The following is a 21,756-nucleotide window of genomic DNA, read 5'->3' as shown; positions in this document are numbered from 1 at the left end:
AGAGACCGCCTCCGCACCTCCCCGGGCCCGGGCCTGATGGGTTCAGGCCCGGGCCCGGTTCAGCTCCGGGCTGGACTCATGCCCGAAGTCTCCCCGGAGCCTGGTCAGTTGACGTTGACGGCCGTCCAGGTGGCGGCGACCGCGTTGTACTCCGCGCTGCCCGACCCGTACAGGTCCGCCGCCGCGCTGAGGGTGCCCGCACGGGCGCCCGCGTAGTCGGTGGTGGAGGTGAAGTACGTGGTCAGCGCGCGGTACCAGATCTGCGCGGCCTTGTCCCGGCCGATGCCCGCGAGCGTGGAGTTGTCGTACGTCGGGCTGTTGTAGCTGAACCCGTTGATGGTCTTCGCGCCGCTGCCCTCGGACAGCAGGTAGAAGAAGTGGTTCGCCACCCCGGACGAGTAATGCACGTCCAGGTTGCCGACGTTCGCGTCCCAGTAGTCCGCCGAGCCGCCGTCCTTGCTCGGCTGGTCCATGTACCGCAGCGGCGTACCGTTGCCGTTGAGGTTGATCAGCTCGCCGATCCAGTAGTTCGGCGGGTTGGAGGGCAGGTTGGCGTACCACTCGACCATCGTGCCCATGATGTCCGAGGTGGCCTCGTTGAGGCCGCCGGACTCGCCCGCGTAGTTGAGGTTCGCGGTGGCCGCGGTCACGCCGTGGCTCATCTCGTGGCCGGCCACGTCGATCTCGGTGAGCGGAGCGGTGTTGTTGCTGCCGTCGCCGTACGACATGCAGAAGCAGCTGTCGTCCCAGAAGGCGTTGACGTAGTTGGAGCCGTAGTGCACCCGGCTCAGGGCGCCGACGCCGTCGTTGCGGATGCCGTTGCGGCCGAAGGTGCTCTTGTAGAAGTCCCAGGTGGTGGCGGCACCGAACTGGGCGTCCACGGCGGCGGATTCGCGGTTGTTGACGGTGCCGTCACCGAAGCTGTTGCTGGTGTTGGCGAACAGCGAGCCGGTGCCGTCGGTGCCGTTGTTGAGGTCGCTGGTGGACTGGCCGCCGCGACCGGCGTCCTTCAGCTGGTAGTTCGAGCCGCTCTGGGTGGTGGCCAGCGGGACCTGGCCGACGAAGATGCCATTGCCCGTGCCGGCCGCGGTCTCGATCGTCTCGTGAGTGGCGAGGACCCGGCCATCGGCCGCGTCGGTCACCAGGATCTGGCGGCTCGGGGTGCCGTCGGCGCGCTGGCCCTCGACCGTGGTGCGGTACGCCAGGCGCGGGTTGCCGTCGGTGGCCCAGACCACCAGCTCGGCCTTGCCGGCCTGGTGGACCTCGGTGAGCGGCGACTCGTCGGCGTCGGCGCGCGCCCCGATGGTGGCCTTGACCCCCGCGGTGACCTGCGTGGCGGCCTGGTCGGCGGCGATCTTCGGGGTCGTGTTCGGCAGCGCGATCCGGGCGGCGACCGCCTTGTCGACCGACTTCACCGAGCCGTCGGCCTTCTGGTGGACGACCAGGTCGCCACCGATCACCGGCAGGCCGGCGTAGGTGCGCTCGAAGCGCAGGTGGCGGGTGCCGTCCTTGTCCACCGCGGCGTCCTTGGCGACCAGCTGCTCCTTGTCGCCGAGCTTGAGCGCCTTGGCCAGCGGGCCGGCCTGACCAGCCGCCAGCTTGAGCGCGGTCGCGTGCTGCTGGGCGGCCTGGGCCTGCAGCGAGGGGGTGGGAGCGGCCTGGGCGGCGGTGCTCACCTGGATCACACCGGTCAACAGGGCCGTGGCCGAGAGTACGGCGACGGCCGCGAGCTTACGCTTCACGTACGAGTCCTTCCGGGAATCCGCGTCTGGGCGCGGTCGCACCGCGTCCCGGGGGGCCGGGTCGGCACCTGTGGGGCGGGACGGGCACTGACGTGCGGGAACCCCGTGCAGTCGAGCGGTTCGCCACCGATGGGTGGGGGTGGGGCTACCGCTGGGGGATGACCAGAAGCATGACAATCCAGCAGGTGAATTGACAGGTCTTGCTCAGCAATTGGCCAGGTCCCGCCATCGGGTAAAGAGCCTCCAATCAGCAGACGAACCCGGGCAATTCACCACATCCCGCCAAGGGCTCCGACCCGAACGACGCCCGGTCGCCTGCACCTACGGGAATCCACCCGCCGCCCGCCGCACGCCGACCCGACGAGCGGGCCCGGCCGGCCGTCGATCGACTTTTACATGTGTGTAGAAGACTCCATACGGTTCCTTGACACGCCGGTGGCGAGGTCCCGCCACCCGGACCCCCTTGAACACCGGAAGGTCGTCTGCTAATCAGCCAACCGTCACCGCCCGGACCGCAGGACCACTTCCCTGCGCGCGAGTTGGGGGACGGCGGCAGAGGGAAGCGACGGCACGGCGGCACTGGAGCCCACGGCTCCTCTTTCACGGGGTGGTGGTGGTCACCGGCAGCCTCACAGGCCGCTCGCGCACCCCGCGCCGCGAATTCTCATGCCTCGGGCGGGCCCCTACTGCAGCCGCCACTCCTGGGCGGCGTTGCCGGGGGTGCAGGAGACCATGGTGACGGCGCTGCCGGGGCCGTTGTTGGTCATGCAGGACTGGTTCTGGTAGTCGCCCAGCGTGTACGAGCCGGCCGAACTGCCGGTGCGCATCGTCCAGTTGGTGAGGAAGCTGAGGCCGTTGCTCAGCACGACCTTCCCGTCCATCGTCTGGACCAGCTGCGGGCCGCCGTTGTTGCAGGCGTTGAACAGGATCCACATGCCGGGGTTGGTCGAGCGCACCCAGCCGTACTGCGCGTGACCGCCGACGACGATCGGGTTGTCGCCGTTCAGGTTGTCGTCGCGCATCCCGATCGCGCGGCCGTCCTTCGCGCTGACGATGGTGCTCCAGCTGGTGCCGCCGCAGGACGCGGGCCGGGGCGGGCTCTGCGGGACGCTGGTGGTCCCGCCGTTGGCGCTCTGGGCCGGAGGCTGAGGGTTCTGGTTGGCGGGCGGGTTGGGCGGGTTGCCGCCGCCGGGCTGGCTCCCCTGACCGGCCGACGACGCCCCGCCGGCGGCCGCGCCCGTACCACCGGTCCGGGCGCCACCCGAACCGGCAGAGGCGCCCGAACCGCCGCTGCCGCCCTGACCACCGGTGGCCGACACCGGCGGGACCGGGACCTGCGGCTGGTTCTGGGCGGCGCCGGGAGCCGGCTGGTCGGGGCCCGGGGTGGCCGCCGGGGTGTCGGTCGGCGCCGGGGTGGTCGGCGCGGTGGTGGTCGCGGGCGCCGAGGTCGCGGTGCCCGGGGTCACGGGGGCGGTGACCACCACGGTCGGCTGGGCGCCGGGCGACTGGGCCGCGTCGGTGCCGCCGGCCCCGCGGTCGACCAGCAGGACGGTCGCCGTGCCCATCGAGATGACCACGGGGATGACGACGGGCACCAGCAGGGTGCGCCGGGACCGCCGCCGACCGGGTTCGGTCTGCGCCTGCGGCTCCACCTTCGCCACCTCGTCCGGTGCCGGGGCGCCACCCGCGGCGGGCACCACCACCGCCCCGCCCTTGACCAGCGCCACGGCCGCGCCGCCCTGGGCCGGCCCCGCTGCACCGTCCTTCGCGGGCTCCGCGGCACCGCCCTTCGCGGGCTCCGCGGTACCGCCCTCGGCCGCCGGGCCCGCACCGGGCCGGAGCGGTAGGGTCCCGCTGTCGGCCGCGCCGGCCTTCCCCGGCGTCTGCCCGCCGCCGGCGAAGCCCTCCCCCGCGAGCGCCGCCCGGACCGCCCTCGCCATCTCCGCCGCGTCCGCGTACCGCTCCTCGGGCTTCTTGGCGAGCGCCCGGGCGACCAGTGCCCGTACCGGCGCCGGAAAGGTGTCCGGCAGTTCCGGCACCGGCTGGTTGACGTGCTTGAGCGCGATCTGGAGCGGCCCGTCACCGGAGTACGGCGGCTCGCCGACCAGCAGTTCGTAGCAGACCACGCCGATCGAGTACAGGTCGGTGGCCGGTCCGAGGTTCACGCCCTCGGCCTGCTCCGGGGACATGTAGAGCGCGGTGCCGATGATCGCGAACGGGGCGGTGAGCTTGGTGCTGGCGAGCGCCCGGGCGATGCCGAAGTCGGTGATGGCCACCCGGCCGTCCGAACGCACCATCAGGTTGGACGGCTTGATGTCCCGGTGGACGATCTCCCGCTGGTGCGCGGCGTGCAGCGCGTCCAGGGCTCCGGCCACCAGGTCGAGGGTGCGCTCGACGCCCATCGGTCCGGTGTCCTTGAGCACCCGGTCCAGCGGACGGCCGTCGATCAGCTCCATGACGATGTAGGCGCAGCGCTCCTCGCCGTCCCCGCCGCTCTCGCCGTAGTCGTGGACGCCCACCACACCGGGGTGGTCGACCGCGGCGACCAGCTGGGCCTCGCGGCGGAAGCGCTGGGCGGAGGTGTCGTCCTCCAGCAGCTCCGAGCGCAGGATCTTGACCGCGACCCTGCGCGCCAGCACGGTGTCCTCGGCCTTCCAGACCGAGCCCATGGCGCCGCCGCCGATCTTCTCGACCAGCTCGTACCGCCCGCCGAGCACGGTGCCCGCGCCGCTCATACCCCTGCTCCCCCGTGTCATGACCCCACCCCCGCGGGTCGTCGGCACACAGTGTGCCAGAGGGTGTCGTGGACTCAGTCGTGCAGGTCCGAAAAGGAATTGGGCGCGAGTTGTCAGTCCTTGAGGAAATATCGAGCATGGTCCGCGACTTCCCGGACGGCCGAGACGACCGCCTGGGGCCGGTCGGCCTGGATGGCGTGACCGGCGCCGAGCACCGTGCCGTGCGTCCCCCGGACGGCGCTCCTGGCGACGCCCGCCTGGAGGGCGGTCCAGCGGACGCGCATCGCCCTGGGCAGCCCCCGGGTCGCGCTCAGGACGGCCAGCGGCGCCTCGGTCGGCGGAGCCCCGGCGCGGCGACGACGGAGCTCGGGGACGGCGGCGGCGGTCAGCCCCAGTTCGGCGAGGAGGGCACGCCGCTGGTGCCGGTGCGCGATCACGGCCGCCTCGGCCCGGGCGAGCGGCTCCTCCGGTTCGGGCGAGGTCGGCGACAGCGCCGTCCGGTACAGCCAGAGCCGGTACAGCCAGAGCCGGTTCAGCACGGCCTCGGCGACCTGGATGGACCGCGGCTGGAACTCCTCGTGCGCCGGGTCCACGAGCACCTGCCCGGCCACCAGCTCCGGCCGCTGCCAGGCGAGGAGTTGGGCCAGCTGGCCGCCCCAGCTGTGCCCGACCAGGAGGGCCGGGCCCGCGTCCAGGTGCCGCACGAGGGCGGCCAGGTCGGCGAGCTGGCCGTTCAGCCTCGGGGCGGTGGACCGCTCGGGCTCGCTGGCCCCCAGCCCGGCCCGGTCGTACGCCACGACCCTCCCGTACCGGGCGAGTTCGGGCAGGACGGCCGACCAGGTGAGCGCCGACGTCCCGGCGCCCGCGATCAGGACCACCGGCACGGCGCCGCCCCGGCCGGCCTCCACCCAGCGCAACGCCCGTCCGTCCCGGTCCAGTTCGCCGGTGCGCACGCCGCCGGGCAGGTGCTCGCCGAGCGCCCGGGCGACGGCCTCCTGGACGCTCCGCGGACCCGGCCCGGCGGGCTTTCCCCGCGTGCCCTGACTGGTGTTCATGTGCCGTCCCCCTGGATCCCTCGTTCGGCCCCGTTCCCCCGGGCCTGGTTCCGACCGGCCTGCGAGCGGCCTCGGGCAGTCCTCAGACCTGTCCGGTACCGGTCTCAGGTAATCATCAGACCGGCCCCGGACAGTTCTCCGACGGCCCCTCAGGCAGGCAGGGCCCGCTTCAGCAGCCCGAGCAGCGCCTCCCAGTGCCGCTCGGCCGCCACCGCGTCGTAGCGGTTGGTGTCGGCCTGGGTGTAGCCGTGCGGGGCGCCGGCGTAGACCTCCGCCCGGTACCGGACACCGGCGGCGGTGAGGGCCGCGGCGAGCCGGTCGATCTGCTCGGGCGGCAGCGACGGGTCCTCGTCCGCGTGGCCGAAGTACAGCTCCGCGGTGATCCGGTCGGCGCCCAGGTGCGGGCTGTCCGGGCTGTCGGTGGCGAGCCTGCCGCCGTGGAACCCGGCCGCGACGGCGATCCGGTCCGGGTGGCTGGCGGCCGCGCGCAGCGCCAGCATGGCCCCGAAGCAGTAGCCGGTCAGGCCGACCTGGCCGTCCTGGACCAGCGGGGACTCGGCGAGCCAGCGCAGGTACGCGTCCGCGTCGCGGGAGTTCGCGTCCGGGGTGAGCGTTTCGATCAGCGGGAAGATCCGGCCGAAGAGTTCGTCGGCCTGCTCCAGGTCGATGCGCTCCGGCAGGTCGAAGACCGGCGCGCGGCCGGCGCGGTAGAAGAGGTTGGGGGCGAGTACGGCGTACCCGGCCGCGGCCAGCCGGTCGGCCATGCCCTCCACGTGCGGCCGGAGGCCGAAGGCGTCCGTGAAGAGGATGACGCCCGGGTGGGCCCGGCCGTCGTCGGGGTGGGCGAGGTAGGCGTCGGCGGTGCCGTCCGCCGTCGGGATGTCCACGAGGGTTCCGCGCACGAGCATGGTGAGGGTGCTCCTTCCGATTCGTCCGGCAGCGTATCCGGTGGACCCGCCGCCCGCCCGTGCGCTTTGCGCCACAGTGCGGCCGCGTCGAACCCGCGTCGAACCCGCGACGTACCCGCGGCGCGCCCACGTGTGCGCCCGGGGGAACGCCGTGGCCCCGTGCGCGCGTTGAGCGGGCATGGGGTGGATCGTGGGTGTGGCGGCGACGGTCGCGGCGGTGCTGGGGCTGGTGCTGCTGGCGGTGTGGCAGGTCCAGGACGAGTCCTCGTCGCGGCCGCGGCGGCGCGGGCCCGGGGTGGGGACGGGTGCCGGCGGGCTGGAGGAGCTGCACGCGCTGTTCAGCCCGGGCAAGCAGGTGCAGGTCGAGCAGAAGCGGGAGCAGCTCGTGCTCCGGGACGACGAACAGGCCGGGGCGCCGCCGCACTTCGGCGTGGACCTGGACCGGGGCGTGGCGGTGCTGCCCGGCGGGGCCGGAGGACGTGCGCCCGGCCCCGCGGAGCGCGAGGGGATCGGAACGGGTACGGCCGGCCGGGCGCCCCGGGAGCCTGAGGCTCAGGCCCCCCAGGTGCGGGAGCAGAGCACCAGCCGGTAGCCGTCCGGGTCGGCTATCGTCACGCCGTGCTCGTCCCAGTACGGGTTGTGGGACGCGACCCGGGTGCCGCCGGCCTCCTCCAGCCGGGCGACCAGTGCCTCGTCCACCGGGGCGCCGAGGTAGACGACGAACAGGTCGTCCACCGTCGGGGTGGGCTCCAGCGGCCACTCCGGGTCGTGCGTCAGCTCGAAGTGCCAACTGCCGCCGGGCGGACCGACCATCAGCAGGTCGTGCTCGCCGGACACCCGCTCGGTGCTGCGCCACTGCACGGCGAGGCCGAGGGCGTCGACGTAGAAGCGCTCGGCCGCCGCGATGTCGCGCGAGGGGCGGGCGATCCGGACCCGCGTGGTGGAATCGATCATGTCGGCGACCATAGCCGATGCCACTGACAGCGAACCAGGCTGTGCGGCCCGGCTGTGGACGGACCGTCAGAGCCGCCGCAGTCGCTCCTCGTCGGAGGTCCGCGGGCAGGTCAGACAGGCGGTGGCCGCGGGCCCGACCGCGTAGTAGAGGCAGCAGGCGAGCCGGGTGCGGGTGTGGTGGGCGCACCCGTCGGGGGTGTGCAGGCGGCGGAAGTCGGCGCCGCCGGGGAGCGGCAGGGTGCCGCCGGGCAGGACGGCCTCGGCGGCGGCGACGGCGGCGTCCTCCTCGGCGACCGCGACGGCGGCGCCCTCCCCTGCGGCGGCGACGGCGACACCCTCCTCGCCGAGCATCCGCCCCAGGTACCAGAGGGCGGAGGCCAGATCGTCCGTCACCATGCCCCAGAGCGCCCGGTCGCGGCGCCGGGTGGGACCGGCGAAGGCGGCGAGCACCGGCCCGAGGTGCGCGACCACGGCGGCCCGCAGCTCGGCGCGCAGCTCGTCGTCGCCGGGGAGGGTGACGTACCCGCGCGGGCGCAGGGCGAGCGCGCCGGTGGGGGCGTGCAGCCAGAGGTCGGCCGGGTCGACGACGGGGACCCGGCGGGCGAGGTGCCAGGGGCCGGCGATCAGCAGGCAGGCCGACCAGACGTAGTGGTGGAGCAACCGGGAGGCGGTGACGTGCGGGCGCGGAGCGCGGCCGTGCTCGTCGGCGATGCGGGTCTCCGCGCCCGCCAGGACGGCGGCCAGCGCCCGTTCGTCGGTGGCGAGTTCGGCTCCGGAGTGCCAGCCGTCGGCGGCGCCCGGGGCGGGCTCGGCGGCGTCGAGCAGGCGCAGCTCCAGCACCGGGCAGAGCTCCCGCAGCCGCCGGTAGTCGGCGACCAGCGCGGAGGACGCGCAGGGTGCTACGGGCAGGGGTGTTCCGGGAACCATGGGCACTCCCGAGATCGATTCCGCATGATCGATTAAGGTGAGGCTCACCTTACAACGCATCACCGCACCCGATGACCATGCCCAACTCCACCGGTCGGCTCACCGGTCCCGCCAGCCGAAGTGGCCCGAAGGCCGCGGGCGTGGACGCGCCGAAGTGGCCGTCGACGGCCGGGGGCGAACAGCTGACAGATTTCGAAATCTGTCAGCTGTTATCTGTCAGCCATCAACCGTAGGCCGTCAGCCGTTCCACCGCCCCGGACCGCCGCCGCCCCCTTCCTCCGCTCGTGGGAGAGTGGTAGGCAGCGAAGGGAGCGCGAACGTGCTGATGGACAAGGTGGCGGAGATACTCGCCGAGGCGTCGGCCGAGGTGGTGGAGCCGCGCTTCCGGGCGCTGGCCGCCGGCGAGGTGATGGAGAAGGCCCCCGGCGAGATCGTCACGGTCGCCGACCGCGAGGCCGAGGCGATCATCGCCCGTCGACTGCACGAGCTGCTGCCCGTCCCCGTGGTCGGCGAGGAGGCGGTCTCCGCCGACCCGTCGCTCGCCCTGGCCCTCCACGACGAGCCGGCCGCCTGGCTGGTCGACCCGGTGGACGGCACCGCCAACTTCGTCGCCGGCAGACCCGAGTACGCCGTCATGTGCTCCCTGGTCCGCTCCGGCCGGACCGTCGCCTCCTGGATCTGGCAGCCCGCCACCGCCACCGCCTACTGCGCCGAGCTGGGCTCCGGCGCCTGGCGCGACGGCGTGCGCCTGACCCGGCCCCCGGCACCGAAGGACGTCGCGAAGCTGCGCGGCTCGGTGAAGAGCCGCTACCTCGACGCCGCGCACCGCCGCCGGCTCCAGGACAACATCGCGGCCTTCGGCGAGATCTCCCCCGGTCGGCACGCCGCCGGGATCGAGTACCCGGACGTCGTCGACGGCCGCTTCGACTTCCTCCTCTACTGGCGCACCCTCCCCTGGGACCACGCCCCGGGTTCCCTCCTGGTCACCGAGGCCGGCGGCGTCTCCGCCCGCCCGGACGGCACCCCGTACCGCCCGGAGGCCCCCGGCTGCGAGGACGGCCTCCTGGTCGCCGCCGACCCCGAGACCTGGGAGCTCACCCGGTCGATCCTCCTCGCCGGCTGACGCCGGGGCCCGCCCGCCCGGAGCCCCCGCGGAACCTCCGTCGGCCCTACCCGGCCCGCTCGCCCGCGACCTTGCGGCCGGCGCCCACCACCTCCCGCACCAGCGCGCCGACCTCCCCCACCGTGGTGTGGGGGTTCAGCAGCGTGAGCTTCAACCGGACCCGGCCCGGACCGTCGCCCGGGAGTTCGGTGCGGCCGACCACCGCCCGGCCGGTGCGCAGCAGCAGGCGCCGCAGCCGGCCGTTCACCTCGTCCAGCACGGCCTCGTCCGTCACACCGGGCGGCCGGTAGCGGAAGAGGACGGCGGTGAGCACCGGCTCGGCGTAGAGCTCGAGCGCCGGGTCCGCGCGCACGGCGTCGGCCGCGGCGAGCGCCAGGTCGTGGCAGGAGTCGACCAGCCGGCCGAGTCCGTCCCGGCCGAGGGTGCGCAGGGTGACGGCGAGCTTGAAGGCGTCGGCCCGGCGGGTGGTGCGCAGCGAGCGGCCGAGCAGGCTGGGGTAGCCGGCCTGCTCGTCGTCGACCGGGTTGAGGTACTCGGCGCGGCGGGCGAGCGAGACGTAGGTCTCGGCGCGGCGCACCAGGAAGACCCCGGCCGCGGCCGGCTGCCAACCGAGCTTGTGCCAGTCGAGGGAGACCGAGTCGGCGCGGGCGATGCCGTCGAGCAGCGGGGCGAGCCGGTCGGAGAGCAGCGCCCCGCCGCCGTACGCGGCGTCCACGTGCAGCCAGGCGCCGTAGCGGCCGGCGAGGTCGGCGGCGGCGGAGAGCGGGTCGACGGCTCCGGTGTCGGTGGTGCCCGCGGTGGCGACCACGGCGATCGGGGTCCGTCCGGCCCAGCTGGCCTCGGCCATCGCCCGTTCCAGTTCCTCCTCCCGCATCCGCAGCCCACGGTCGACCGCGACGGGGATGACAGCCCGCTCGCCGAGGCCGAGCAGGGCGGCGGCGCGCTGGACGGAGAAGTGCGCGGCCTCGGAGGCGAGGATGCAGGGCCGGACGCCGGCCGGGATGCCGTCCAGCTCCACGATGCCGTCGAGCTTCTGGTCGCGCGCCAGCATGAGCCCCATGAGGTTGGACTCGGTGCCGCCGGAGGTGAGGACGCCGGCGGCGCGCTGCGGGTCGTAGCCGACGAGCCCGGCGATCTCGGCGAGCAGCGTGCTCTCCAGGGCGGTGGCGGCGGGGGCCTGGTCCCAGGAGTCCTGGGAGGGGTTGAGGGCGCTGACCGCGAGGTCCGCCGCGGCGGCGACGGCCAGCGGCGGGCAGTGCAGGTGCGCGGCGCAGGCCGGGTCGGCGGGGTCGGCGGCGCCGTAGGCGAGCAGTTGGGTGAGCCGGGCGAGCGCGCCGGGTCCGTCGTCGGTGGCCAGGGCCTCGTCGACGAGTGCGGCGATCTCGGCCGGGCTGCCCGCCGGCACCGGTCCGGAGCGCATGGCGGCGCCCGTCTCCAGGGAGTCGAGGACGGTGGCCAGCAGCGGTCCGAGCGCGCCAGGACCGGCCGCGCCGCCCGCCAGGGCGTCGGTGGCGGCGCCGTCCCGAGGGAGCCCGACGGGGCCGGATCCGGGCCCGCTCACCGGGTCCCCCGCACCGTCGGCGCGCCCGCCGAACCATTCGCCGAACCGCCCGTCGGCCCACCCGTGGACGCCGCCGCGATCGCCTCCGCCAGCCGCTCCAGCACCGCCGCCACCTGCTCGTCGGTGATGGTGAGCGGCGGGAGCAGTCGCAGCACCGCGTCGTGGCGCCCGCCGAGCTCGACGATCAGCCCCCGCGCCAGGCACGCCTCCCGGACCCGCACCGCGAGCGCCGGGTCGGCCGGCCGGGCGCCGCACGCGTCGGGCTCGGCCGCCGGGTCGACCAGTTCGACCCCGAGCATCAGCCCCCGGCCGCGCACGTCGCCGATCACCGGCAGTTCGGCCGCGAGTTCGCGCAGCCGGGCCGCCATCCGCTCGCCGACGACGGCGGCCCGCTCGACCAGCCCGTTCGCCGCGACGTGGCGCAGCGTCGCGGCCCCGGCGGCCATGGCGAGGGTGTTGCCGCGGAAGGTGCCGGTGTGGGCGCCGGGCCGCCAGCCGTCGTAGTCCTCGCGGTAGACGACAACGGCGAGCGGCAGGCTGCCGCCGATGGCCTTGGAGAGGACCATCGCGTCCGGGACGATGCCGCTGTGCTCGATCGCCCACATCGCGCCGGTGCGGCCGACTCCGGTCTGCACCTCGTCGACGATCAGCGGGATGCCGCGCTCGGCGGTGATCCGGCGCATCGCGCGCAGCCAGCCGTCGGGAGCGGGGACGACCCCGCCCTCGCCCTGGACGGCTTCCAGGATCATCGCGGCGGGCGCGACCACACCGCCCGAGGGGTCGTCCAGCAGCCGCTCCACGTAGGTCGCGGCGAGGTCCGCGCCCGCCTCGCCGCCGACCCCGAACGGGCAGCGGTAGCCGTACGGGTAGGGCAGCCGGGCGACCTCGCCGCCGCTCGGCAGCGGCTCCTTGACCGCGACGTTGCCGGTGAGCGCGAGGGCGCCGGCGGTCATGCCGTGGTAGGCGCCGGTGAAGGCGAGCGCGCCGGAGCGGCCGGTGGCGGTCTGCATCAGCTTGAGCGCGGCCTCGACGGCGTCCGTCCCGGCCGGTCCGCAGAAGTGCACCCGCGCGCGGGCGGCGAACTCCGCGGGCAGGCTCTCGAAGAGCGCGCTGGTGAAGTCGTCCTTCTCGGCGGTGGCGAGGTCGAGCAGGTGCAGCGGGGCGCCGCTGTCGAGGGTGCGGCGGATCGCCTCCAGCACCACCGGGTGGTTGTGGCCGAGGGCGAGCGTGCCGGCGCCGGAGAGGCAGTCCAGGTAGCGCCGCCCGTCGGCGCCCTCGACGGTCATGCCGTGGGCGCGGACCGGGACGATCGGGAAGGAGCGGGCGTAGGTTCTGGCTGCGGACTCGCGGACGCGCTGACGGCGCAGGATGGCTTCACCGGCGGCCGGGGCTCCGGAGGCGGCCTGGACGGGTACGGCAGCGAGCGACACGAGAAACCCCCAGGGGAAGTTAGGTAAGCCTAACTTTACTGCCCTTGACCTGGCTGAATGCCCTCGGGGTCCCAGAACCACCCGAGTGAGTGAACCTCCCCCGGTTCCTCCAACGAGCGCCGCGCGGAAAGGTCACGGCCCGGCCCACACCGGCCGAACCCGACGGCCGGGCCCCGCCCCGCAGGTCCGGTGCCTCAGGCCCGGCTCCTCGGGCCCCGCCCCTCAGGCCCGGTGCCGCCACCGGTAGCAGAGCTCCGGCCGCCCGACGCTCCCGTACTGCGGCTCCCGCACCACGCACCCGGTCTCCACCAGGTGCTCCAGGTAGCGCCGCGCGGTGATCCGGGAGACCCCGGCCGCCGCGCCCGCGGCCGCCGCCGACAACCCGGTGGCCGCCTCGCGCAGGACCGAGGCGACGGTGTCCAGGGTGGGCGCGCTCAGCCCCTTGGGCAGGGTGCTGCGCTCCGGCGTGCGGAGCAGGGCGAACGCCTGGTCGACCTCCTCCTGCCCGGTCGCCTCCCCGCTGCGCCCGAGGCTGTCGCGGTAGCGGGCGTAGCGCTCCAGCCGGTCGTGCAGGGCGGCCGCGCTGAACGGCTTCAGCAGGTACTGCACGACGCCCGCGGAGACCGCCTGCCGGACCATCGCGAGGTCGCGGGCCGAGGTCACCGCGATGACGTCGGTGCTGTGGCCGGCCGCGCGCAGCGTACGGCAGAGCTGGAGCCCGTGGCCGTCCGGCAGGTAGAGGTCGAGCAGGGTGAGGTCGACGGGCGTCCCGGCGGCGCGGGCCCGGTCCAGGAAGCGCAGCGCGTCGGCGCAGCTGTGGACCGTCCCGGCAGCGTGGAAGCCGGGCTCCCGCCGGACGTAGAGGGTGTGCGCGGCGGCGGCCACCGGGTCGTCCTCGACCACCAGGACGGAGATCCCCGCCCCGGCGGCGGCTGTGTGAGCGGTGCCGTTCACGCCAGGGCCCCTTCCCGCTCCCGACCGCTCGACCCACCGGGCCGGTCGGCGGGCTCCCCCGGCTCGCCACCGGGCCCTCCCGGCCCGCCCGGCCGTCCGGCCAGCGGCAGCCGCACCGTGAGCACCGCGCCGCGCTCCCGTCCGACCTCGACGGTGCCGCCGTTGCGCCGGGCGGTCTGGGCGACCAGCGCCAGCCCGAGCCCGTGCCCGTGCCCGTCCTGCTTGGTGCTCCAGCCTCGCCGGAAAACGTCCTCGACCGCGCCCGGGTCGATCCCCGCGCCGGTGTCGGCGACCCGCAGCAGTAGGCAGTCGCCGGGCACCCCGGCGCCGTTACCCCCATCCCCGCCGGTGCAGTCCCGACCGCCGGCGATCCGCGCCGTGACGGTGACCTCCGGCGGGACGGGACTCTCGGCCGCGCCGGCGATGGCGGCGTCCACGGCGTTGTCGATCAGGTTGCCGAGGACGGTGATCAGGTCCCGCGCGGAGAGGCCGGGCGGCAGCACCCCGTCGTCGATCCGGCTGTCCTCGGTGAGCGTCAACTCCACGCCCCGTTCGGCGGCTTGGGCGGCCTTGCCGAGCAGCAGCGCGGCCAGCACCGGCTCGCCCACCGCCGCGACCACCCGGTCGGTGAGCTGCTGGGCGAGTTCGAGCTCTGCGGTGGCGAACTCCACCGCCTGTTCGTGGCGGCCGAGTTCGATCAGCGAGACCACCGCGTGCAACCGGTTGGCGGCTTCGTGCGCCTGCGCGCCGAGCGCCTCGGTGAAGCACCGCACCGAGTCCAACTCCCCGCTGAGCGCCTGGAGTTCGGTGTGGTCCCGGAGGGTCACCACCCGGCCGAGGCCGGGGCCGGCGCCGATGGTGGAGGTGTTCAGCACCACGACGCGCTCGGCGGTCAGGTGCACCTCGTCCCGGACGGGCTCCTCCCCCAGCACGGCCGCCACCAGCGCCTCCGGCAGGCCCAGTTCCACCACCGGTCGACCGTCCAGGTCGCCGGTCAGACCGAGCAGTTCACGGGCGGCGTCGTTGCACAGCACCACCCTGTGCGAGCGGTCCAGCAGGACCAGTCCCTCGCGCACCGCGTGCAGGGTCGCCTGGTGGTACTCGTAGAGGTGGCTCAGCTGGTCCGGCCCCATCCCGTGGGTGTGCCGCCGCAGCCGGGAGTTGGCGAGGTAGGTGCCGACGCCACCGACCGCGAGCGCGGCGACCGCCACCCCGACCAGGGCGAGCAGCGGACCGCTCAGCTGCGCGGAGATCGACTCCACCGTGAGGCCCGCGCTGACCAGCGCGACCACCCGGTGCCGCTCGTCCCACACCGGGGCGACCACCCGCACGGACGGGCCAAGCGTGCCGGTGTACGTCTCACTGCGGGTCTGCCCGGCGAGCGCCCAGTCGATGTGCCCGAGGTAGGTCCGGCCGATCTGCTCGGGCAGCGGGTGGGTCCAGCGCACGCCGTCGGTGTCCATGACGGTGATGAAGGAGACCCCGGTGTCGGCCCGCACCTGCTCGACGTACGGCTGGAGCGCCGCGGTCGGGTCGGGGGCGCCGACGGCGGCCCGGACGGACGGCGAGTCGGCGACGGCGTGCGCGACCGCGGTGACCTGGCGACGGGCGGCGTCCTCGGCGCGGTCGGCGGTGAAGAGGTACGCGAGCACCGCGCCACCGGCGACCACGGCGGCGACGATCACCACCTGGACGACGAACAGCTGCCCGGCCAGGCTGCGGACCAGCCGCCGGGGACCGCGGCCCGTCGGCCGGTGCGAACGGCGGCGCGGGGCGGTGGGGGCGGTGCGCTCGGACATGCCTGCCAGTGTGCACCACGCCCCCGGGCGCCCCCGAGGGCCGTCCGGCCCGCACCGTTCGCGGCCCGCACCGTTCGCGGCCCGCACCGTTCGCGGGCCGGGCCTCCGGGCCGGACAGCCGGGCCGCCCGCGCCGTTCATGAACTCTATGAACGCAAACGTGACCTCCGTCACCTCGGAGCCCATAGTCAGAGCGGCCCATCCCCCCGGGGCCACCAGGACTGCACGGCAAGGGAGCCGCAGATGTCGATCACTGGAGCCGCCGCGGCGGCGGGACCCAGACGCAAGGACCGGACCCACTACCTCTACATCGCCGTGATCGCCGCGGTGGTCGCGGGTGTGGTGGTCGGCCTGGCCGCCCCCGGTTTCGCCGTGGAGCTGAAGCCGATCGGCACGGGCTTCGTCAACCTGATCAAGATGATGATCAGCCCGGTGATCTTCTGCACCATCGTCCTGGGCATCGGCTCGGTGACCAAGGCCGCGAAGGTCGGCAAGGTCGGCGGCCTCGCCCTCGGCTACTTCCTCGCCATGTCGACCGTCGCACTGGCCATCGGCATGGTCGTCGGCAACCTGCTGGAGCCCGGCGGCGGCCTGCACCTGACCGCCGCGCTCGCCAAGTCCGGCCACGCCCAGGCGGCCGCCGGCGGCGCCCAGTCGACCGCCGACTTCCTGCTCGGGATGATCCCCGAGACGCTGTTCTCCGCCCTGACCCAGGGCAAGGTGCTCCAGACCCTGCTGGTCGCCCTGCTCACCGGCTTCGCCCTCCAGGCGATGGGCCCGGCCGGCGCGCCGGTGCTGCGCGGGATCGAGCACGTGCAGCGGCTGGTCTTCCGGGTCATGTCGATGATCATGTGGGTCGCGCCGGTCGGCGCCTTCGGTGCGATGGCCGCCGTGGTCGGCGCCACCGGCACCGCCGCGCTGAAGAGCCTGGCCGTCATCATGATCGGCTTCTACGTCACCTGCGTGCTCTTCGTCGTCGTGGTGCTGGGCACGCTGCTGCGCCTGGTCGCCGGGGTCAACGTGTTCGCGCTGCTGAAGTACCTCGGCCGCGAGTTCCTGCTGATCCTCTCCACCTCCTCCTCCGAGAGCGCGCTGCCCCGCCTGATCGCCAAGATGGAGCACCTGGGCGTCAGCCGCCCGGTCGTCGGCATCACCGTGCCGACCGGCTACAGCTTCAACCTCGACGGCACCGCCATCTACCTGACCATGTCGTCGATCTTCATCTCCGAGGCGATGGACAAGCCGATGTCGCTCGGCGAACAGCTCTCGCTGCTGGTCTTCATGGTGATCGCGAGCAAGGGCGCGGCCGGGGTCACCGGCGCCGGCCTGGCCACCCTCGCGGGCGGGCTCCAGTCGCACAAGCCCGCGCTGGTGGACGGGGTCGGCCTGATCGTCGGCATCGACCGCTTCATGTCGGAGGCCCGCGCGCTCACCAACTTCGCGGGCAACGCCGTCGCGACCGTGCTGATCGGGCACTGGACCGGCGAGATCGACACCGAGCGCGCCCGGCGGGTGCTGGCCGGCGAGCTGCCGTTCGACGAGCTGACGCTGGTCGACTCGCACGCTGCGGCCTCCGGTCCCGCCGCCGCGTCGGACGGCTCCACGGCCGACGCCCCCGAGACCGCCCCCGAGGCTGTCCCCACCCGGGGCACCGCCACCCAGGGCGCGGCCACCGCCGGGGTCTGACCCCGGCAGCGACCCCCGCACTCCCCCGGTCCGGCGCCCCCACCAACCCCCGGAAACGGCGCCGGACCGGGGGTCCTCGTTTTCCCGTCCGGCCGACGTTCCCGGTCGGGCCCGGACAGGTCCCCGGCCCGCTCGTCACAGGTCCTGCGAGCCGCTGACCACCCAGGACACCCCGCCGGCCGGGTCCTCCAGCACGACGTGCAGATGGTGCAGCCCGGCCGACGGCTCCTGCCAGGTGAAACAGCGCATCCGGTCCACCAGCGCGTTCACCTCGCCCCGGTCCACCCCGCCTACCCCGTCCGGACCGTCCGGACCGTCCAGGCTGTCCAGGCCCGCCCCGGCCATCGCGGCCAGCGCCCGCCACAGCCCCAGCCTCCCGTGCGCGCAGCCCTGCGCCCGCTCCAGGGCGGCGGACCGCACCAGCGCCGGGTAGACGAGCGCGAACGGCAGGTACCCGCCGACCACCCGCCGGTCGCGGGCCAGCAGGGCGGCCGCCGCCGGGGCCTGGCCGCGAACGCAGGCCGTCTCCGCCCACGGCGCGAGCGCGCCCAGCCCCTCCAGGGCCCGGGTGACCGGCGGCCCGTCCGGCCGTCCGGCCGACCGCGCCACCGGGGGCAGCTCCACCTCGCCCAGGCCCTCCCGGCTGGCCGGCAGGGTCAGCAGCGCACTGCGCGCGCCCCCGCCGGGCAGGTACTCGCGTACCCGGGCCGCCTCGTCCCAGCCCGCCGCCTCCCACGGCTCCAGGCGCAGCGGCACGCCCTCCGGGTCGGACTCGGCCCCGTACGAGAGGTCCTCGCCGAGCAGCGCCCGGGTGTGCGCGACCAGCCGTCGCACCGGGACCGGACCGAGCAGCGGGGCCAGCCGCAGCCAGGAGTGCCGGGTCGCCAGCACCTCCCAGAGCGGGCCGGCGTCGTGGTCGGCCACTCCGGCGGACGTCCCCGCGCCGCCGTCCCGGTCGAACAGGCGGACGGCCAGCTCGGGCGGCGCCGCATAGGCGATCAGGTGGCCGAGCGGCGCGGTCAGCACGGCCGCGGCCTCCTCGCCCGCCTCCGCCACGGCGGCCGCGCGGCCCTGCCGGTAAGCGGCGAGCAGCTCGGGCCAGCGGCCGTCCTCGGCCAGTGCGCGCAGGCGGCCGTGCTGGTGGATGATCACGATTCGCAGGGTACGGGCCGGGGCGGCGCATCAGCTGACTTGCCGTCAGCTCGGTGCGTCGGGGCGGCGCTCGTACGCCCGCCGCCCCGCGCACCGCCACACCCTCAGCTCCGCTCGTGCTCCCGCTCGCGCTCCTGTTCGCACCCCTGCTCCTGCTCCCGTTCGCCCCCCGCCTCCCGCTCGCGTTCGCGCTCCCGCTGGAGGACGGCGCGCAGTCGGCCGTGGGCTCGGCGCCGGGTGACGGCCAGCGTGCTGCGGTGCAGCCCGAGCAGTTCGGCGGCCTCGTCGACGCTGTAGCCGTCGAGGTCCACCAGCGCCACCGCGCGGGCCTGCTTGACGGTCAGGAAGCCCAGCAGGCGGACCACCTCCCAGCGCGCCTGCAACTCGGCCATCCCGCCGGACCTGGGGTCGAACTCCCCCCGGTCCCGCTCGACGGCGTCGCCCACCTCCGGCACCTCGGGCATCGACACCCGCCGGCGCTCCCGGCGCCACTGGTCGCGCAGGATGTTCACCATCGTGGTGAACGCGTAGGCGTACGGCTGCGGATGACCGAGGAAGCGCTCCGGCCGGCGGGCGATCCGCAGGTACGCCTCGTGGACGACGTCCCCGGCGCCGACCGGACCGCCGGCGAGGGAGGCCGCCGCCTGCTGGAGTCTGGGCAGGAGATCCGTGAACACCCGGTTGAATTCGACCGATTGACCGCCACTCCCACTCGGACCGAAGCCCTCTTCCCGTCCGCCGCCCGCATTTCGACCGCTGCAATCCACCATGCCGCTCTCCCCGGAAATCGGCACCCCGAGCACCCGGTCCGCCCTGACCACAGGGGTCTTGAGCCGACCGAATGACTTGTGACACAGGTCACATCATAGTTCGTCGTCTCACTGTGCGCAGTCATTCGTGTGCACCATGTCACCAACCGCACAGGAAGCGGGACTTCACCTCCGCGCGGACACCCCGGCGACCGGGGACGGCTCCGCCCGACGAGAACCCCTGAGCAAGGAGAACCACCGTGCGAGGTTGCATCGCCAGGAAGATCGCCACGTTCGGGCTGGCCGCCACGGCCGCCCTCGGCGTGCTCGGGACCACCGCCCTGCCGGCCGCCGCGGCGACGGTCCGGACCCAGGCCATCACCCCCGAGACCGACACGGACTGGAACACCGTCGAGACCGCGACCTACCGCTGCGTCATCACCGCCGACTACGGCTGGCGCTGGGAGGGGACCTGCAACGTCTACTCCGGACGACTGCGCACCATCACCTACTGTGCCGACGGCTCGTCGAGCACCGGCCTGTGGATCGGCGCGCGGCCGCAGGCCTGGGCGGTCTGGGGCAACTGCCCCGGGTCGAGCTGGACCCGGATCGTGTTCCAGTGGCACAGCTGAACCGCCGGACCCGGAACCGCTGAGAGTCGACGGGTGACAGGTGACAGCTGACAGCTGACAGATTTCGAAATCTGTCAGCTGTCATCTGTTAGTTGTGAGTTGTCAGCTGTCATCCGCACGCCGTCCGCCCGCCGACACCTCCCGCCGCCGCCTCAGCCCACCGGAGAGACGTCCGCGAGCAGCCGGGCGGCGTGCACCCGGCCCGCGTGCTCGACCAGGTTGATCAGCACCTCCTTGCCCGAGGCCCGGTGGCGCGCATCGCACAACAGCACCGGCGTACCCGCGTCCAGGTCCAGCGCGCGGGCGACCTCCTCCGGCCTGAACTCCCGTGTCCCGGCGAAACGGTTCACCGCGACCACGAAGGGGATGCCCCGATGCTCGAAGAAGTCGACGGCCGGGAAGCAGTCGGTCAGCCGGCGGGTGTCGGCGAGCACCACCGCACCGAGCGCCCCCTGGGCCAGCTCGTCCCAGAGGAACCAGAACCGGTCCTGCCCCGGGGTGCCGAACAGGTAGACCGCCAGCCCCTCGCGGATGGTGATCCGACCGAAGTCCATCGCCACCGTGGTCGTCGACTTGCGCTCCACGCCGTCGAGGTCGTCCACCTCCCGCCCGGCCTCGGTCAGCCGCTCCTCGGTGCGCAGCGGCCGGATCTCGCTGACCGCGCCGACCAGCGTCGTCTTGCCGACCCCGAAGCCGCCCGCCACCAGGATCTTGAGCGCCAGCACGGCGTCGTCGGGATCCTCGGCATCGAACGGGTCCGACCCGCCGTACGGACCGGACCGGCCGTACGGATCGGACGGATCGGACGGGTCGGACGGGTCGGACGATACCGACGGATCAGGCAGGTCGGACGGGTGGTCAGAGTGCACGGAGTCCACGGATGACCTCCTGGAGGATGCGCTCGTCGGGGAGCAGGGCGGGTGGGACGGGACGGCGGACCCGGATGAGCCCGGCCGCCAGCAGGTCGCCGAGCAGCACCCGCACGACGCCCACCGGCAGGTCGAGCTCGGCGGCCAGCTCGGCCACGGACAGCGAGGTGCCCCGGCACAGCGCGAGGATGCGCGCCTGTTCCGGGCCGACCGGCGGCTCGGGCGCGTCCGGTACGAGTGCCGGGTCGGGGAGTTCGGCGACCACCACGGCGATCAGGTCGAAGCGCTGCTCCCCGGCCCCGGTGCGCCCCCTGGTCATCGCGTACGGGCGGACCAGCGGCCCGGCGTCGTCGTCGTACCAGCGGGCCCGGTGGGCGGCCGCGAGCGGATTGCGGGGGTGACCGTCGGGCTCGGCCCTCGGGTGCTCGGGATGTCGCCCCCGGGACGGGTGGGGCACCGGACTCACCGGCCGCCCACCGTCCGCGGCGGGGTGCTCAGGTGCTCCCCGACCCGGCGGACCAGCCTGGCCATCTCGTAGGCGACCAGGCCGAGGTCGGCCCGGGCCGTGGTGAACACGGCGAGGCAGGTGCCCTCCCCGGCCGCCGCGACCAGCAGGTAGCCGCCCTCCAACTCGACCATGGTCTGGCGGACTTCACCCGCGCCGAAGTGCCGGCCGGCGCCCTTGGCCAGGCTGTGGAAGCCGGAGGCGACGGCCGCCAGATGCTCCCCGTCCTCCCGCGCCAGACCGGCCGAGGTGCCCATGGCCAGGCCGTCGGCGGAGAGCATCACGGCGAAGCGGAGCTCGGGGGCGCGCTGGACCAGCTCGTCGAGGAGCCAGTTCAGCTCCCCCGCGCGGTGGGTGGTGGCGATCACGGACGCTCTCCTTCGGGTCGGGACGGGGGTTGGGGGTGGCGCGCCCGCGGCGGCCGCGGAGCGTCGGCGGGCTGCCCGTCCCGCCGAACCTCCGGGTGCAGACCGCGCGCCCATCCGTTCTGGAAGGCCGACATCGCCGCCCGCGCCTCCTCCGGGCTGCGGCCCGCGGCGCCGAAGCCGTCGCCGGACCCGGGGCCGGCCGAGGCCACGGCTGCAGTGGCGGCGGCCGTACGACGACTGTGCGCGGTCGGACGGGCCGGGCCCTCGCGCAGCTGCGGTGCGAGGCTCGCCTGGCGGGTCCGGCGCGGCAACTCCTCGGGGCCCGAGTCGACTTGGGGGCCGTCCGGTCGATGGCCGTCCGGACGTTGACTGTCCGGACGGGGACCGCGCGAGCCTGGTCCGGGCACCGGCTCCGAACGGCGTTCCGTACGGTACGGCTCCGCGCTGTACGGCTGCGGCGGCCCGGACTGCGGACGGGCGGCCGCACCCGCGCCCCCGTCCGCAGCCGGACCGGCCACCCGGGCACCGGAGGCCCGGTAGGGGGTGCGGCGCACCGGCCCGGGGTCGCTGCCCCGGGCACCGAACGGCAGCAGCGCCCCACCCTCCGG

General features: G+C 74.6%; 19 protein-coding genes. 4 read left to right on the top strand and 15 right to left on the bottom strand.

All coding sequences use genetic code 11. The features are described from left to right. Positions 1–104 precede the first annotated feature (104 nt). The 4 genes from ACFU7Z_RS14270 to ACFU7Z_RS14255 all read right to left on the bottom strand — a co-directional run bounded on the left by ACFU7Z_RS14270 (position 105) and on the right by ACFU7Z_RS14255 (position 6,440). Positions 105–1,742 (bottom strand): M4 family metallopeptidase, encoded by a 1,638-nt coding sequence (locus tag ACFU7Z_RS14270; protein WP_117491084.1) that lies wholly within the window; start codon positions 1,740–1,742, stop codon positions 105–107. Between the two features lie 683 nt (positions 1,743–2,425). Continuing rightward, positions 2,426–4,477, bottom strand: a complete 2,052-nt coding sequence (locus ACFU7Z_RS14265) for a protein kinase (RefSeq protein WP_380777693.1) — start codon at positions 4,475–4,477, stop codon at positions 2,426–2,428. Between the two features lie 113 nt (positions 4,478–4,590). Continuing rightward, positions 4,591–5,532: an alpha/beta fold hydrolase gene (locus ACFU7Z_RS14260; protein WP_380777692.1), complete on the bottom strand. Its 942-nt coding sequence runs from the start codon at positions 5,530–5,532 to the stop codon at positions 4,591–4,593. Between the two features lie 149 nt (positions 5,533–5,681). Beyond that, on the bottom strand, positions 5,682–6,440 hold the full coding sequence (locus ACFU7Z_RS14255) for a dienelactone hydrolase family protein (RefSeq protein WP_117491078.1): 759 nt from the start codon (positions 6,438–6,440) through the stop codon (positions 5,682–5,684). A 178-nt stretch (positions 6,441–6,618) separates the two neighbouring features. On the opposite strand from ACFU7Z_RS14255, the gene ACFU7Z_RS14250 reads away from it, so the two are divergent. Then, entirely contained in the window at positions 6,619–7,032 is a 414-nt protein-coding gene (locus ACFU7Z_RS14250) for a DUF6191 domain-containing protein (protein ID WP_380777691.1), read from the top strand. On the opposite strand, the gene ACFU7Z_RS14245 is transcribed toward ACFU7Z_RS14250, so the two are convergent. Together ACFU7Z_RS14245 and ACFU7Z_RS14240 are read right to left on the bottom strand one after the other, a co-directional pair. Continuing rightward, positions 6,993–7,394: a VOC family protein gene (locus ACFU7Z_RS14245; RefSeq protein WP_380777690.1), complete on the bottom strand. Its 402-nt coding sequence runs from the start codon at positions 7,392–7,394 to the stop codon at positions 6,993–6,995. The two genes, ACFU7Z_RS14250 and ACFU7Z_RS14245, sit on opposite strands and share 40 nt — an antisense overlap. Before the next feature lie 66 nt (positions 7,395–7,460). After that, positions 7,461–8,321, bottom strand: a complete 861-nt coding sequence (locus ACFU7Z_RS14240; RefSeq protein WP_380777689.1) for a (2Fe-2S)-binding protein — start codon at positions 8,319–8,321, stop codon at positions 7,461–7,463. A gap of 325 nt (positions 8,322–8,646) precedes the next feature. Between ACFU7Z_RS14240 and ACFU7Z_RS14235 the strand changes: the two genes are divergently transcribed. Beyond that, positions 8,647–9,444 carry an inositol monophosphatase family protein gene (locus ACFU7Z_RS14235; protein WP_049651877.1) on the top strand — a complete coding sequence of 266 codons (798 nt, stop codon included), beginning with the start codon at positions 8,647–8,649 and terminating at the stop codon, positions 9,442–9,444. Between the two features lie 46 nt (positions 9,445–9,490). On the opposite strand, the gene ACFU7Z_RS14230 is transcribed toward ACFU7Z_RS14235, so the two are convergent. From ACFU7Z_RS14230 to ACFU7Z_RS14215, 4 genes are all read right to left on the bottom strand, one after another. Continuing rightward, complete coding sequence (locus tag ACFU7Z_RS14230; RefSeq protein WP_380777688.1) at positions 9,491–11,005, bottom strand: pyridoxal phosphate-dependent decarboxylase family protein; 1,515 nt, start codon at positions 11,003–11,005, stop codon at positions 9,491–9,493. Then, positions 11,002–12,435: a diaminobutyrate--2-oxoglutarate transaminase gene (locus ACFU7Z_RS14225; RefSeq protein WP_380777687.1), complete on the bottom strand. Its 1,434-nt coding sequence runs from the start codon at positions 12,433–12,435 to the stop codon at positions 11,002–11,004. The genes ACFU7Z_RS14230 and ACFU7Z_RS14225 overlap by 4 nt, the downstream gene beginning before the upstream one ends. A gap of 222 nt (positions 12,436–12,657) precedes the next feature. Continuing rightward, positions 12,658–13,389 carry a response regulator gene (locus tag ACFU7Z_RS14220; protein WP_380777686.1) on the bottom strand — a complete coding sequence of 244 codons (732 nt, stop codon included), beginning with the start codon at positions 13,387–13,389 and terminating at the stop codon, positions 12,658–12,660. Further along, complete coding sequence (locus tag ACFU7Z_RS14215; RefSeq protein WP_380777685.1) at positions 13,386–15,188, bottom strand: ATP-binding protein; 1,803 nt, start codon at positions 15,186–15,188, stop codon at positions 13,386–13,388. The genes ACFU7Z_RS14220 and ACFU7Z_RS14215 overlap by 4 nt, the downstream gene beginning before the upstream one ends. Before the next feature lie 242 nt (positions 15,189–15,430). On the opposite strand from ACFU7Z_RS14215, the gene ACFU7Z_RS14210 reads away from it, so the two are divergent. After that, positions 15,431–16,873 (top strand): cation:dicarboxylate symporter family transporter, encoded by a 1,443-nt coding sequence (locus ACFU7Z_RS14210; protein ID WP_380777684.1) that lies wholly within the window; start codon positions 15,431–15,433, stop codon positions 16,871–16,873. Positions 16,874–17,008: 135 nt separating this feature from the next. Here the strand turns inward: ACFU7Z_RS14210 and ACFU7Z_RS14205 are convergent, their stop codons facing one another. Further along, the gene (locus tag ACFU7Z_RS14205) at positions 17,009–18,025 is read right to left on the bottom strand and encodes a hypothetical protein (protein WP_380777683.1); all 1,017 of its coding nucleotides are present in this window, start codon (positions 18,023–18,025) and stop codon (positions 17,009–17,011) included. A 104-nt stretch (positions 18,026–18,129) separates the two neighbouring features. Further along, a complete protein-coding gene (locus ACFU7Z_RS14200; protein ID WP_380777682.1) occupies positions 18,130–18,702 on the bottom strand; it encodes an RNA polymerase sigma factor in 573 nt (190 codons plus the stop codon). Positions 18,703–19,034: 332 nt separating this feature from the next. Between ACFU7Z_RS14200 and ACFU7Z_RS14195 the strand changes: the two genes are divergently transcribed. After that, complete coding sequence (locus ACFU7Z_RS14195; protein WP_117491060.1) at positions 19,035–19,406, top strand: hypothetical protein; 372 nt, start codon at positions 19,035–19,037, stop codon at positions 19,404–19,406. 152 nt (positions 19,407–19,558) lie between these two features. On the opposite strand, the gene ACFU7Z_RS14190 is transcribed toward ACFU7Z_RS14195, so the two are convergent. The 3 genes from ACFU7Z_RS14190 to ACFU7Z_RS14180 all read right to left on the bottom strand — a co-directional run bounded on the left by ACFU7Z_RS14190 (position 19,559) and on the right by ACFU7Z_RS14180 (position 21,148). Further along, a complete protein-coding gene (locus ACFU7Z_RS14190) occupies positions 19,559–20,131 on the bottom strand; it encodes an ATP/GTP-binding protein (protein WP_049651867.1) in 573 nt (190 codons plus the stop codon). 133 nt (positions 20,132–20,264) lie between these two features. Beyond that, on the bottom strand, positions 20,265–20,612 hold the full coding sequence (locus ACFU7Z_RS14185; protein ID WP_380777694.1) for a DUF742 domain-containing protein: 348 nt from the start codon (positions 20,610–20,612) through the stop codon (positions 20,265–20,267). Positions 20,613–20,737: 125 nt separating this feature from the next. Then, complete coding sequence (locus ACFU7Z_RS14180) at positions 20,738–21,148, bottom strand: roadblock/LC7 domain-containing protein (protein ID WP_375873391.1); 411 nt, start codon at positions 21,146–21,148, stop codon at positions 20,738–20,740. Positions 21,149–21,756 lie beyond the last annotated feature (608 nt).

The sequence above is a fragment of the Kitasatospora sp. NPDC057518 genome, assembly GCF_042802075.1.
GTDB lineage: Bacteria > Actinomycetota > Actinomycetes > Streptomycetales > Streptomycetaceae > Kitasatospora.
This window is presented reverse-complemented; position numbering and strand designations above follow the sequence as displayed.